Source organism: uncultured Alistipes sp., assembly GCF_910580175.1.
In the GTDB taxonomy this organism is placed as follows: Bacteria; Bacteroidota; Bacteroidia; order Bacteroidales; family Rikenellaceae; genus Alistipes.
The window spans coordinates 424902-439598 of the sequence record NZ_CAJTXD010000002.1 but is presented as its reverse complement, the minus strand read 5'-3'; the positions used below and the strand labels follow the sequence as shown (position 1 = coordinate 439598).

11 protein-coding genes and 1 pseudogene are annotated in these 14697 nt (G+C 44.9%); 7 read left to right on the top strand and 5 right to left on the bottom strand.

What is annotated here, in order from left to right; all coding sequences use genetic code 11:
* Positions 1 to 3 precede the first annotated feature (3 nt).
* The 7 genes from rfbC (at position 4) to QZ298_RS04210 (ending at position 9971) form a co-directional block, all read left to right on the top strand.
* Entirely contained in the window at positions 4 to 558 is a 555-nt protein-coding gene (rfbC, locus tag QZ298_RS04240) for a dTDP-4-dehydrorhamnose 3,5-epimerase (RefSeq protein WP_296005656.1), read from the top strand.
* A gap of 35 nt (positions 559 to 593) precedes the next feature.
* Complete coding sequence (gene rfbD, locus QZ298_RS04235; RefSeq protein WP_296005653.1) at positions 594 to 1466, top strand: dTDP-4-dehydrorhamnose reductase; 873 nt, start codon at positions 594 to 596, stop codon at positions 1464 to 1466.
* Positions 1456 to 2592, top strand: coding sequence for a dTDP-glucose 4,6-dehydratase (gene rfbB, locus QZ298_RS04230; RefSeq protein WP_296005650.1), 1137 nt, complete (start codon positions 1456 to 1458; stop codon positions 2590 to 2592). The genes rfbD and rfbB overlap by 11 nt, the downstream gene beginning before the upstream one ends.
* 941 nt (positions 2593 to 3533) lie before the next feature.
* Positions 3534 to 6698 carry a DEAD/DEAH box helicase family protein gene (locus QZ298_RS04225; RefSeq protein WP_290061260.1) on the top strand — a complete coding sequence of 1055 codons (3165 nt, stop codon included), beginning with the start codon at positions 3534 to 3536 and terminating at the stop codon, positions 6696 to 6698.
* A 2-nt stretch (positions 6699 to 6700) separates the two neighbouring features.
* A complete protein-coding gene (locus QZ298_RS04220; RefSeq protein WP_290061258.1) occupies positions 6701 to 8344 on the top strand; it encodes a class I SAM-dependent DNA methyltransferase in 1644 nt (547 codons plus the stop codon).
* The gene (locus QZ298_RS04215) at positions 8337 to 8747 is read left to right on the top strand and encodes a hypothetical protein (protein WP_290061256.1); all 411 of its coding nucleotides are present in this window, start codon (positions 8337 to 8339) and stop codon (positions 8745 to 8747) included. The genes QZ298_RS04220 and QZ298_RS04215 overlap by 8 nt, the downstream gene beginning before the upstream one ends.
* Positions 8748 to 9971 carry a restriction endonuclease subunit S gene (locus QZ298_RS04210; RefSeq protein ID WP_296005641.1) on the top strand — a complete coding sequence of 408 codons (1224 nt, stop codon included), beginning with the start codon at positions 8748 to 8750 and terminating at the stop codon, positions 9969 to 9971.
* Here the strand turns inward: QZ298_RS04210 and QZ298_RS04205 are convergent.
* The 5 genes and pseudogenes from QZ298_RS04205 to mobA all read right to left on the bottom strand — a co-directional run bounded on the left by QZ298_RS04205 (position 9895) and on the right by mobA (position 14185).
* Entirely contained in the window at positions 9895 to 10503 is a 609-nt protein-coding gene (locus QZ298_RS04205) for a restriction endonuclease subunit S (protein ID WP_290460598.1), read from the bottom strand. The genes QZ298_RS04210 and QZ298_RS04205 overlap by 77 nt on opposite strands.
* Before the next feature lie 15 nt (positions 10504 to 10518).
* Positions 10519 to 11655 (bottom strand): PDDEXK nuclease domain-containing protein, encoded by a 1137-nt coding sequence (locus QZ298_RS04200; protein WP_286335462.1) that lies wholly within the window; start codon positions 11653 to 11655, stop codon positions 10519 to 10521.
* A 57-nt stretch (positions 11656 to 11712) separates the two neighbouring features.
* Positions 11713 to 12705, bottom strand: coding sequence for a site-specific tyrosine recombinase/integron integrase (gene xerA / locus QZ298_RS04195; protein ID WP_286335463.1), 993 nt, complete (start codon positions 12703 to 12705; stop codon positions 11713 to 11715).
* 126 nt (positions 12706 to 12831) lie between these two features.
* Positions 12832 to 13362: pseudogene (locus QZ298_RS08655) on the bottom strand (restriction endonuclease subunit S); the annotation flags it as partial.
* 400 nt (positions 13363 to 13762) lie between these two features.
* Positions 13763 to 14185 (bottom strand): conjugal transfer protein MobA, encoded by a 423-nt coding sequence (gene mobA / locus QZ298_RS04190; RefSeq protein WP_290057233.1) that lies wholly within the window; start codon positions 14183 to 14185, stop codon positions 13763 to 13765.
* Positions 14186 to 14697 lie beyond the last annotated feature (512 nt).

The window sequence follows — 14697 nt, the reverse complement described above, 5'->3', positions numbered from 1 at the left end:
AACATGGAAGCGATCAAAACCGCCATCGAAGGCGTCGTCATCATCGAGCCACGGCTTTTCAAGGATGCCCGAGGCTATTTTTTCGAAAGCTATTCCAAACGCGAATTCGACGAAAAGGTGCAGCCCGTCGACTTCGTGCAGGACAACGAGTCGATGTCGGCCTACGGCGTGATCCGCGGGCTGCATTTCCAGCGGCCGCCCTTTACCCAGAGCAAACTCGTCCGCTGCGTCAAGGGACGGGTGCTCGACGTAGCGGTCGACCTCCGCAAAGGCTCCCCCACGTTCGGACAGCACGTCGCCGTCGAACTCTCCGAAGACAACCATCGCCAGTTCTTCGTGCCGCGGGGATTCGCTCACGGCTTCGCCGTGCTCTCCGATGTGGCGGTCTTCCAGTACAAGTGCGACAACTACTACGCGCCCCAGGCCGACGGAGGCATCTCGATCGCCGACGCCTCGCTGGGCATCGACTGGCAGATCGACCCGGCCCGGGCCATCCTTTCGGAGAAGGATACCAATCATCCGCTTCTCAAGGATTTCGATTCGCCGTTCGAATACTGACAAGCCATCTTTGTTCCCATCAGCATAGCAAAACCATGAACATTCTCGTTACCGGAGCCAACGGCCAGCTGGGCAGCAGCCTGCGCAACGCCGCCCGCAACTCCAACGACAATTATCTTTTTACCGACGTCGCCGACCTCGACATTACCGACCCCCAGGCCGTGGAGGAGATGGTGGCCGGCAACGGCATCCGGGTTGTCATCAATTGTGCCGCTTATACCAACGTCGACAAGGCCGAAGACGACCGCGACTTCGCCGAAGCGCTCAATGCCGGCGCCGTACGCAACCTCGCCCGCGCCGTCAAGGCCAACAACGGCACCCTCATCCACATATCCACCGACTATGTTTTCGGCGGCTCGCTCGGCAACACGCCCCGCACGGAGAGCGAGCCGGCCAACCCGACCGGCGTCTACGGCATTACCAAACTCCACGGCGAGGAAGCCTTGCTGTCCAGCGGGTGTTCCTGTCTGATCTTCCGCACCGCGTGGCTCTATTCCCAATACGGCAAGAACTTCGTCAAAACCATGCTCGACCTCACGGCGACCCGTCCGGAGCTGAAAGTAGTCTTCGACCAAGCCGGCACCCCGACCTACGCCCAGGATCTGGCCGACGCCCTCGTACGCATCGTCGCCGACCGCAAGTTCGAGGGCCGCGAGGGCATCTACCACTACTCCAACGAGGGGGTTTGCTCCTGGTACGACTTCACCAAGATGATCGCCTCGCTGGCCGGCAACGCCTCCTGCATCATCCGGCCCTGCCACTCGGACGAATTCCCCTCCAAGGTCGTGCGCCCCTCCTACTCCGTGCTCGACAAAACCAAGTTCAAGGAGACTTTCGGTCTCGAAATTCCCTATTGGGTCGATTCATTGAAAACCTGCATCGCAAATTTACAGAATCATGAAGCGTAACATCCTCATCACGGGCGGCGCCGGCTTCATCGGCAGCCATGTCGTACGTCTTTTCGTCAATAAATACCCCGACTGCCGCATCGTCAATCTCGACAAGCTGACCTACGCCGGGAACCTCGAAAACCTCAAAGACATCGAGGGTAAAGCCAACTATACGTTCGTCAAGGCCGACATCGCCGATCTGGATACGATCCGCCGCGTCTTCCAAGAGTACCGGATCGACGGCGTGATCCACCTGGCTGCCGAAAGCCACGTCGACCGTTCGATCAAAGACCCGTTCTGCTTCGCCCATACCAACGTCATGGGCACGCTCTCCCTGTTGCAGGCCGCCAAGGAGTATTGGGAATCGTGTCCCGAGCGTTACGAGGGCAAACTTTTCTATCACATTTCCACCGACGAAGTATACGGTGCGCTGGAACTTACCGATCCCGAAGGCATCGAGTCGCCGTTCGCTACGGCCGCTTCGTCATCCGAACACCACCTGGCTTTCGGATCGGAATTCTTTCTGGAGACCACCAAATACAATCCCCACAGCCCTTATTCGGCCTCCAAGGCGGCAAGCGACCACTTCGTACGCGCCTATCACGACACCTACGGCATGCCGACGCTGGTTACCAACTGCTCCAACAACTACGGGCCATATCAGTTTCCCGAAAAGTTGATTCCGCTCTTCATCAACAACATCCGCCACGGCAAGCCCCTGCCCGTATACGGCAAAGGCGAGAACGTCCGCGACTGGCTTTTCGTCGAGGATCACGCCCGCGCCATCGACCTGATCTTCCACAAGGGAAAGGTCGCCGACACCTACAACATCGGCGGGTTCAACGAGTGGAAGAACATCGACCTGATCAAGGTCGTCATCCGCACCGTCGACCGGCTGCTGGGCAATCCCGAGGGGCACTCCGAGCGGCTCATTACCTATGTGACCGACCGTCCCGGCCACGACATGCGCTACGCCATCGACTCCCGCAAGCTCCAGCGCGAGCTGGGTTGGGAACCCTCCCTGCAATTCGAGGAAGGCATCGAAAAGACCGTGCGCTGGTATCTCGACCACCAAGACTGGATGGACCACATCACTTCCGGGGCCTACGAAAACTATTACAACGACATGTACGCCGGACGATAAGTTCAATATATTTTCTCATTTTTAATTATTTAATTGCTATCTTTGGCTACGCCCAAGATACTCCCGCTCGGCAAAATGCAAGCGAGCTTGCTTTTGCGCTCGCTTATTCGTATCTTTAATGCAGTGGAGAATAATTGCTTGACTGCAAGCGATATAAGAAAATCATCGTGAAAAAAGGCAACGGATAAGTAAGTCGTAAAGTGTGTAAGATCACTTTATTTTCACGATTTCAAACAACTTTTTATCCTATTGCAAAAGTAATCCTTTTTGCAGAATCTGTAATATAGTATCACGAATTTATTTATCTTTTACGGCTTTGATTTGCTCGATTTCTTAGGCTGTCAATGCTCGTTTGGCATTGAGCCGCGACACGATCTTTTGCTTGTTTGAACCTTCATCCTATAAAGCACGTTAACCTACACGAATAGTCTCCGGCATCAACACTCTGAGGCTGAAGTCGCAACCTTCTGCCAAAGGTCGAGGTTGAGTGTAGGCAAATGGACATTGCATGCTGTAATACGCTATTCAAAACCCTTCGGGTTCTCCCCAAAGTGAGACTGTCGGAATATGGCAAAATGTCTTTCAATCGCTCAAACGGACTAAAAAAGTAGCCCGAAAAGTATTTGCCATTGCAGGATGCGAAGCTTTTCCTCCGAAGTTGGGAACCCCGTATTGCTATAAGCATGTTTATAGCAACGAATCATTAATGCCAAAATTTACAACTGTAAATTACATCATTCATAAGGATTCTTATAAACTTAATTATCGAATTAGCAATGGATATCGATAAAAAATGCTAACTTTGCATTGAATAAACAATGCGTTAAGGGCCTGAAATAAAATATTAACAACAGGATAGAAAAACACTTTCACTGTCTGATAGGCTTTGGTCGGCCTCGCAAAGATAGCGAAGGTGTTTTGTTTAATATACGAAATAAGTAATGGGCGCATTTAGTGAAGATAGCAGAGTAAAGTTCCCCACGCTTATACATCTTATAGGAATGGGGTATAAATACATATCTCAAAAGGGACTGTTCACTAAGTATGTGACAATTCCGAAAACGGAATCCGATGCTCTTACGAACATCTTGCTACAACCATTTTCGGAAGCTTATTTGCGGCTGAATCCTCTGTCTACACAAGAAGATGCAGACGTTATGCTTCATAGTATTCAGAAGTCGCTCAACAACGACGATCTTGGCAGGCAGTTTTATAAAGAATTGCTGCTTGACACCACAAACAAAATAATCGACTTATCTTCTTCCACGAACTTCATTCGCAACAACACGTTCCAAGTGGCAACCGAAATGACTTGTGGCGATCTGTCAAGCGACAACTTCCGTCCCGACATAACCATTTTCGTCAATGGCTTGCCTCTGGCTTTTATTGAAGTGAAAAAGGAAAACAATCATGAAGGAATCGATGCCGAGCGCAACCGTATGAAGGCAAGGTTTGCCAATCCCTGTTTCCGCCGTTATCTGAATATCACGCAAATTATGGTATTCAGCAACGATATGGAATACGACGAACAACTGAAACAGGGAGCTTATTACGCTACTATCGGCAAAACCGATACCCTCTATAATTGCTTTCGAGAGGAAGGACAAGATAGTTTCCCTATTCAGAAAAGATATAACACTGTTTCTCCCGAAGACGAGGAGATATTGCTGCGTGACAACAATGTGCCTCAATATAAAAACAATAGCGAGTACAAAACGAATTGCAAAGTCGAGACACCGACCAAGCGCATTTGTGAGAGTTTGTTCAGTTTTGAGCGTTTCTATTTCTTCTTGCGCTACGGAATAGCTTACGTAGACCATCCCAATGGATTGCAAAAGCATATTATGCGCTATCCGCAAGTATTCGCGACAAAAGCGATTGAACGACACCTTGATAAAGAGGAACGTAAAGGTATTATTTGGCATACTCAAGGCAGCGGCAAGACTGCGCTTGCGTATTTTAATGTCAAATACCTGACCGATTATTATTCTCGCCAAGGCATAGTCCCGCAGTTCTTCTTTATTGTAGATCGTATCGATCTTTTGGAGCAGGCACAAAAAGAGTTTACTCGTAGAGGTTTGAAAGTCAATTCCGTTCAAAGCAAAGAGGATTTTGTCAATCTGATAAAGGCTGGTGTGACTACTCAAAACCAAGAGGGCAGATTGGAAATAACTGTTATCAATATCCAAAAGTTCTCCAAAGACAGTCGGGCACTCGCTAAAAATGCGTATAACGTCAAGGTGAAGCGCATTTATTTTATTGATGAGGCGCACCGTAATTATAACCCAGAAGGCAGTTTTTTGAAAAATTTGATTGCGAGCGACGAGAATGCAATCAAAATAGCGTTGACGGGCACACCCATAATCGGCGAAGGATATAATACCAAAGATATTTTCGGCGATTACATCCACACATATTATTACAACGCCTCTATTGCAGATGGTTACACGCTCCGGCTCATACGCGAAGACATCGGGTCAAACTTTAAGATAAGAATGAAAGAAGCCCTTAACAGCATAAGGGTAAAAAAGCAAACTGTTAAAGAAGTCGATGTCTATGCCCATAAGAATTACGTACACCCTTTACTCGACTATATTATCAACGACTTGCAGGAGTTCCGGAGCAAATATTCCGACCCATCATTGGGTGTACTTGCTGTATGCAACAGCAAAGAACAAGCGATAATGATGTATCGGCTGTTTTTGGAAAACTATGCCGATGAATCGGAACTCGACAATTATACGGGCGAGGATGGACAAATAATCTACCGCAGTATCTCGGCTAACGAAATTGAGGTCAAAAAGACCTCACCCCGAAAAGGGCGTTATCGCGCTGCCCTTATCCTCTATGACAGCTTCGATAAATCCACCCGTTCCAAATGGATTGATTTGTTCAAAAACGGAAAAGTCGATCTGCTGATCGTGTTTCAAATGCTGCAAACAGGCTTTGACGCTCCGCGATTGAAGAAATTGTACCTGCACCGTATGGTCAAGGAACATAATCTGCTGCAAACGCTTACGCGCGTCAATCGTCCGTACAAGGCTATGAAGTTCGGGCATGTCGTGGATTTTGCCAATATCGAGGAAGAATACAGCAAGACAAATAAGGACTATCAAGAAGAACTTGAAAAAGAGGTCGGTCAAAAAAACACTTCTTCTATGGATAGGCTGTTTGTTACCATTGAGGAGGCGATGAAAAATGTCGCAGATGCTAAAGTAACTTTGGCAGACTACGACTTGACCAATCCTCAAATCTTTTCTCGCCAGCTCAATTTGGTGGACGACCTTGCCACAGTCCGTTCCGTAAGTAAAAGTTTGGAAATCCTGCGCAGTATGCAGAATATGCTAATTTCACAGGAAAGTCCGGAAGCGAAAGAGATTGTCGATATACCCGAAATATCAAATCTTATCAAAGCGGCACGCAACCGCCTTGACCTTCTCTCGTATGAGCAGAACTCGAACGACCGCGAAAGTGTGAAGCAACTGCTGAATGCCGCATTGGAAAACATACATTTCTCGTTCTATAAGAAAGGGGAAGAGGAACTCGAACTTCAAGAGCAATATAGACAATCGGTGGCTCACACTCGGAACCAATTGAACGCTTGCGTTGACCCCGATGACCCGGAATATCGGTCTATCCTCGCAGACTTCCTCGCACTTTTCAAGAAGAAAGAGATGGAATCGGAAGGTGAATTTAATATGCATGACCGCGTCCAAAACATTAACGGCATACTGAAACGCATTCGCCAAATGAACGAACGCGATGCGTTGCGGGCGATCGCCTATAATGGAGATCCCAAGTTCGTGCGTATCGAAAAACGGTTGACCGAACAGGCGAACAGAGAAGAACGGGAACATACCGAACCTCGCACCTACGCTTGGACAAAAAAGAAAGAGCAGGTGACGGCTGTCTTGCTGCTTATAAAAGAAGATGTAGACGATGCATTCTTCCACAACGAAGCGATTGTCGAAACTCCGGCTTATTTTACCAAAAACATATTGACTTACGTCACCCGCCGTTTCAAGGATGCGCAGATTTCCACGGAGCGTCCGGCTCGTAAATATGTTAGCGATGTTATTTTCAAGGAATATCAAACCATATATTGATTATGAGTATTGACATCATCAAGCAGCAGACAAAAGACCTTATCGACCGTCTGAAAAGTACGACAAACAATATCGGTCTTGGCAATAGCGGAAATGAATATACGGTTATCGTAGAGACGTTTCTATATAAGTTTCTCAATGATAAGTTTATCTATGAGGCAAAACGGACATTGCCAGAACTTGCCGAGGCGAAGGATGTTTACGAGGCATTGGAGCGACTATCCGATGATGAATACGAAGAGATGTGCGATATGATGCTCGACACCATTGTATTGAAAAAAGAGCATCTGATACCATATCTTGCCAAACGTCAGAATGAGGATAATTTTGCCACTCTGTTCGATGCGACATTGGAGGCTATTGCCGATACCAACGAGGAGATTTTCTACATTCTCAACGAGGACGAAACCCGTATTTCCATTATGAAACCGCTCTCGGAGGTAGTGACGGGAGGCTCTGCAAAGAAAAACGGCTTTTGCAAATCGTTAATCGGCGATGTGGCAAGCTTCTCTTTTGAAGCGGCTTTCGCAGCCGGGTATGATTTCTTCTCCACCATATTTGAATACCTGATTAAGGACTACAACTCCAACGGCGGCGGCAACTATGCCGAATACTATACGCCACACGCCATTGCTTCTATTATGGCTCAATTGCTTGTTGACGAGAACGAGGGTATAAAAAGCGTAACTTGCTATGACCCATCGGCCGGGACGGGCACGCTTGTCATTGCACTCGCCCACCAAATTGGAGAGCAAAATTGTACAGTTTTCACACAAGATATTAGTGATAAATCATCTACTATGCTGATGCTGAATCTCATACTGAACAGCATGAGCCATTCTCTGACGCACGTCATACAAGGCAATACGCTGAAACATCCTTATCACAAAGAGGGACACGAATTACGCAAGTTCGACTATATCGTCAGCAACCCGCCTTTCAAGCTCGATTTTTCCGAATATCATTCAGACCTCCAAGCCGACCATTACCGTGGACGTTTCTTTGCGGGTATTCCCAATATACCCAATAAGGATAAGAAAAGTATGGAAATTTACCTCTGCTTCTTTCAGCATTTGCTTTACAGTCTGAAAGAAACGGGCAAGGGTGCTATCGTTGTGCCTACCGGATTTATTACAGCCAAGAGCGGTATTGCGCTCAAAATCCGTAAACACCTCGTAGATAATAAGATTTTAAAAGGTGTAGTAAGTATGCCGAGCAATGTATTCGCAAACACAGGTACGAATGTAAGTGTGGTTTTCGTAGATAAAAATAAGACCGAAAAGCCTGTGTTTATCGATGCAAGCAAACTTGGCGAAACCATCAAAATAGGAAAGAACCAAAAGACCAATCTTCGTCCTGATGAGATAGCACAGATTGTAAATACGTTCCGAAACGAGAAAGCGATAGACCAATTTTCGGTTACTCCATCCTACGAAGAAGTAGCGGAAAAAGGGTATAGCTTCTCTGCCGGACAATATTTCGACATTAAGATTGAATATGTCGATATTACAGAAGAGGAGTTCAACAAGCGTATGGCGGACTACGAAAAGACTCTCACCGAACAATTTGCGGAAAGCCACCGGCTTGAAAAGGAGATAATGGCACAGTTGAAGACATTGAAATTTAACCAATCGTGCGATGCTTGACAGCTTGACTCAATGGGCTACGCTATTAAGTCCTATAATTAGTGTAATTGCTATAATTGTTGCGCTAAATGTTGCCCGCAGTTCTTCGAAAGATGCCCGGCAACAGATTAATGCTATTCGTCACCTGCTCGATGTGTTTGTTGCAGCCAATAATTTGGATATAGTAGAAGCACAACGAAAATATCAGCGACAACTTGCTGAATTAGACAGCCAAATTGAAGATGCTCAAATGGATGTCGATACGGTATATCCTTTTGTTGGCGGAGCAAGAATTGACCATATCATTGCTGCCCAAGAAAAGGCGGAACAAATAGAGGATCTTGCTCAACTTGTGGCAAAGCGAAAAGAGATAGAGGTAAATCTGTCTCTAATACAGGATTATATAAAAAAGGCAACGCGATAAATGGATCTTAAAAAATATAAATTGGGAGAAATTCTTGATGTTACAAGAGGTGCAAGTCTTAGTGGCGAGTATTATGCCGCTGAGGGTAAATATGTTCGCTTAACTTGTGGGAATTTCAACTATCAGAATAACTGCTTTAAAGAGAATAAGTCGAAGGACAATCTTTATTATATCGGAGACTTCAAGCCTCAGTTTTTAATGGAAGAGGGAGATATTATTACACCTTTGACTGAACAAACAATAGGGTTACTTGGCTCTACTGCTATTATTCCCGAAAGCGGTAAATATATTCAAAGCCAAGATGTGGCTAAGATTGTTTGCAAAGAGAACTTGTTAGACAAGGATTTCGCTTTCTATCTCATATCATCACCTATAGTAAAACAACAATTAAGTGTTGCGGCCCAACAAACTAAAATCAGACATACATCACCGGATAAAATCAAAGATTGCACTGTATGGATCCCTGAATTGGTAAAACAAAAACGCATAGGCAAGTTGCTCCGTACTCTTGACCGCAAAATAGAACTTAATCGGCAGATAAATCAGAATTTAGAGGCGATGGCAAAGCAGCTTTACGATTACTGGTTTGTACAGTTTGATTTTCCAAATGAGGAGGGGAAACCGTATAGATCAAGCGGTGGGGAAATGGTTTGGAATGAGAAGCTGAAACGAGAAATACCCAAAGATTGGGAAGTTACAAATATTGGCAATATCTTGGGTAAAGTGATAAGCACTCCTCGGCTTAGTACGAATGAATATCTTGTAGATGGAATATACCCAGTAATTGATCAAACCACGGAGGTTTACTATGCTGGCTTCACAGATAGGAAAGAGGCTGTAGTTGGCCAATATCCAGCAGTCATTTTTGGAGACCATTCCTGCGCTGTTAAATATGTGAATTTTCCTTTTGTTAGAGGTGCAGATGGAACACAGGTAATGTTGTCCAATAACACCAACATCTCCATTGAATATCTGTATTTTGTCGTGAAAAATATAAAGATTGGGAAAGGATATGCCAGACACTATAGTTTCTTAAAGGAACAATTAATCGTTGTTCCATCAAATATGATCGCTGAAAAATTTGAAAAGATTACGCAAAATTTGATGGAACAGATAACTCGAAACAAAAAGGAAAATCAAGCATTGGCTAAGCAGCGCGACGAACTCTTACCGCTTCTGATGAACGGTCAAGTGGCGGTAAATTCTGATTTAACGCACGATTGATTGCTATTTTACGATGAATGCTGTCTAAAACGGCAACCACTTTGTTTTGGCGTATTTTATCAATATCTTCAATAGGAATGGCTTTATATGCGGCTTTTAATTGGAGATTCTTCAATCCAGAGGTTTTGCCCTCAAAATTGAAGAAAACATCATTATTGTAAATATATTGCAAGTAATAGAACACATAGCGAGGATTCCACTTTCCCTTTACCCGAAAGGCAACGCAGAAATTGGAACACACAACAGCTCCCACCGTGTCGATTAATTCTTGCGAGATAAAAACAACGCGACCGGTTGATTGCGTAGGGCTTCCGCCGGATTTCTCCACGACAATATCACCAACTTGCAAGCATTTGGTCTCAAAAGATTGCCGATTGATATAGCGTGTAGGGATATGACTGAAATCGCTGTTATTTATGGGTGCAATATCCGCACCTCGTACGCACGCGACTTTGCAAGGCATACTCTCCGAATAGCTTTCTTCGCCCCAGTCTCCGCTAATGAATAATTCTATGGTATCTATTATGTTCATGCGTTAGCTGCAAGTCTATTTATTTTGCAACTTAAAAAACTCTTTCTGCTGCTCAATCTCGCGGCGCAGTTCTTCCTTGGTCGGCATATAAGTGAGGTATTTCGCCGCAAAAAGATGATCATTGTTATTGAGTATGGAATAATGTGCCACATCCTCGTCCGTATCGGCGCAAAGCAATAGACCTATAGTTGGATTGTGTCCTTCGGGGCGCACCAATTCATCGTACATCCTGACATACATATCCATTTGACCTACATCCTGATGACTCAATTTGGAGGTTTTGAGGTCGATCAGGACAAAACATCTCAGGTGGTAATTATAAAACACAAGATCTATATAATAGTCCTGCTTCTCTGTATGTATATGTTTCTGCCGATCAACTAACGCAAAACCTTTACCCAGCTCCATCAGGAAAGGAATCAGATGGTCGATAATACTCTGCTCCAAAGCATTCTCGGTATAGTCGGTGTTATTCTTGAATCCCAAGAACTCTGCTATAACAGGATTTTTCAGGAACTCCAGCTTGTCTTGCAGCGGCTGAGTGAGTTTGACCATTTCGTCGTGAACAACAGCCTTGTTCTGCGACCGTAGCAGACGATGATAGTATTGCGATGATATATTCCGCTGCAATGTCCGCGTACTCCACATTTCATTGGCCGCCTCGTTCTCATACCATGTACGACCATTTGTTGTAGGTTCTTGCAGAATTATACGATAATGTGTCCACGATAAGCGAATAGACGTTTTTGCAGTCAGTGATTGCAAAATATCAAAGTCCGATGCTGATTTTCCACTCACTGCGTGGAAAATGTTGTCTGGCGATTCGTCTTCTGATTTTCCACTCACTGCGTGGAAAAAGTCTGGCCATGACTGATAGAAAGCAACATAGTTATATAAATTGGTCTTTGTAAAACCTGTTTTGTATTTCTCCGTCAATTTTTTTGCCAGCGTTTTTATAACCTGATCGCCATATCCTGCCCGTTGATCTTTCAAGACCTCATGCTGGATACGCATACCCAACAACCAGTTTCGTTTGATGAGCGTTTCATTGATAGCTAAATACGCAGACTTTTGCGCTTGCTCTATGATGATACAAACGTCATGAACAAGCCCCTCTGCCACTTCCGGTTTTACGATTTCTCCCTTAGCCATTACTGTCCTTCTTTGAATACAAAGGTATTCAAATTCGGGCAATAATGCGTTAAGCGTTTAACTTAAAAATTTCTTATGCGCAATCTTCACGTTATTTTGATTGACAATTGCATAATGAAGAGTCGTATCAATGCGAACATGTCCGAGCAGACGCTGCACCTGCTCAATAGGCATTCCTTTGTCAATAGCCATAGTTGCCAACGTACGACGAAATTTGTGCGGATGTACTTTGGGTATATCCAATCGTCTACCCATTTTCCGAATACGCACCTCTACACCACCTATTGTCAGTCGATTATGCGGAGCAGACAAAGAAACGAATAAAGCTGGATTTATATCCGTTCGTTCATTTAGATACTGTTGAAGATGCAGTTTGGTGCGAGCATTAAAATAGACTACACGCTCTTTATTCCCTTTACCGAAGACAATACATTGTCTTTCGTGAAAATCGATATCCGTTCGGTTTAGCTTCACAAGCTCTCCGACACGAATGCCGGTTGATGCAAGAATTTCAATTATAGCTAAGTCGCGCTTATTGGTGCAGTTGTCGCGTAGTAGTTCTAACTGTTCATCGCTCAGCACCTCTTTCACAAGGGAATCTGTCTTCACCTTATGAATTCTCCGTACAGGGCTTTTGGCTATATAGTCTTCATCTTCGAGCCAAGCAAAGAAGCTGGAAAAAATACGACGCATATTATCAATAGTCACTTTGCTCGATTTGTGTTGTTCTTGATACATAGAGAGATATTGCCTAATATCACTTGTCGTAATATGGTGTATGGCAACATCTACAATATCAAGCAACCGTTCAATGGTATTGCGATAATATATCAGCGTTTTAATAGAGCACCCCTCTATCTTTTTTGCAGAAATAAAAGCCGACAAAAGGTCTTCTGTCTCCTCTTTTCGTTTGGCGGAATCACCGGAACTTTCCGTTATTTCCACATCCTGCAGTTCTTTAATTAGCACAGCTTTGAGTTGTGCTATCTGCCGGCAATCCAAATCACGCTGCATGGCCGCAACAATTGCCCGAATAACATTTTCTTTCATACTTCTCTGATTTAGTGCTCTAATATAATACAAGAACACTAAATCAGAATTTACCGACACTTGACCGGTCATCAAGAGCGGGAGAAGTTCGTCGCGCTGCTTAGTCAAATTTGATATTTCCTCTTGCAACTTCTCTATCTGCTCAAAGATAGGTGATATCAGTTTCTCAAATCTATCCGCAATATCTTTATTATCAGGTATGGCGATTGTGCTTTGTTGTAAATGGTCTTGCGTAATATGTCCCATCGTTGTTTTCCTTGCTTCTGCCATTTTCTTGAATACATCGACATAATCCAAAAGTTGAAAATAGTAGAATGACTTCGGGAAATCATTTGCAGATGTAACCTTAAAGATGTGCTGATTAAGTCCTCCAAGTCCATAAGCCCAGAGCATAACTTCCAGTGATGCTGACCATGAAAATAGCACATCACCATTATACACCTTTACTGACTCTGGTATATTTGACGTTACCTCTTCAGTGTCAACAGAAATACCATCGTGCATTTCTCGTATCTTGATAACAGGCAATGGCACTTCATCATCCTTTGGTCTGAATTTCTGACAAGCCAAACCATTTGTAAAAACAGCAATTTCAAAGAGGTTTCCACAATGCCAGCCAACAGGAATATTGCGTTTCAGCTTTTCATTCCAAACCATTTTACCACCACTACTTTTATACAGTTTCCCCTCCTCATTAGGAAAATCAAACTGCACGAACCAGTAATCATAGAGCAGCTTCGCCATCGCCTCTAAATTCTGATTTAGCATACGAAGGCTTTATCTCTGTTCTGTATTTCAACTCATTAGAAACATATTTCAAGTGCCTAATATTACTTTTATATTTAGAACGAGTGATTTGATAATACAACAACTATGAATTATTGGGAATCGCACGGTTAACAACTATTTTTTCTTGGTTTCTTAAACAATCCGTTAAATATTTAGGTCACTTTTTTATACTGTTCTTGATACATCAAAGTATATAGTTGAGGTTCTATAATAGAAATTCAGTTTGCTTTATAGCATCTATCATTGATTCCTTGGATAGAAGTTCGGACTACCATCGCTTTTGAAACTCTTCGGAAAGAGCGACGATTCGCTGCCCGACAGCCGCCAGTTCTCGGGTCGTATTCTCCAATTTGTAGAGCATGGCGAGTGCTTTCCGCTCCGAGAAATGGGTGTGCAACAGCTTCACGACTTGGTTGTAATTCGTTCCCACGGCTCGGAATTGAGCGTGCAGTTGCGTCAGTTTGGCCACGTATTCCAGCGTTCCGCGATCGGTTTTTATCACCCGGAACACATCGCCGAAGACCCGTGCCTTGATAAAAGCCGCCTTCGACAACAGCCCTGATTGCTCGTACATCGTCAGAAATCGGGCGTGTTCCGCATCGTTGAATCGCACCATGACACAATGCGAAGCGGTATCTGTTTTCGCGGGGCGTCCCCTTCGACCCTTGCGGGTCGGTCTGTTTTTCTCCATAATCGAAATTTTTGAGGTGAGGCTGTCGCCTCGCCGGTTGCTGAAAATTGCGATTCGTTCGTGGCGGAGCCGCCTGTCGAAAAGCGCCGACTTCGGAGGTGCCCCCCCTTGCGGGCAAGCTGTTTTCCGTTACGGAAATAGTTTCGGGTAACGGAAAACACAGCTTGCTATTTGCCCTTTGCAAATACGTTGGCTTTCGCCGTCGTTTTCTCGCCATGGCAGAACCGTGCGAGCACGGCTCTGCTCATTTGGCTTATCGAAAACGTTCCGTCCGCTCATCGGACGGACTATTGAACCGGCCGCCGTAAAAACGGGCAAGGCGGCTTCCATCTACGTCGGAATCGTTACAACGGCACAAAGATACCGACCGATTCAATTCATTGCATAATAGTCGATTGTGCCGTATAGAGCCACTTCGAAGCCACAAGCGACAAAGGGTCGAAACAGGCATGAAGTGTTCGGTCATACAATGATTCGTCCAGTCGGACAAATCATCGTATGGCTGTTTAGAG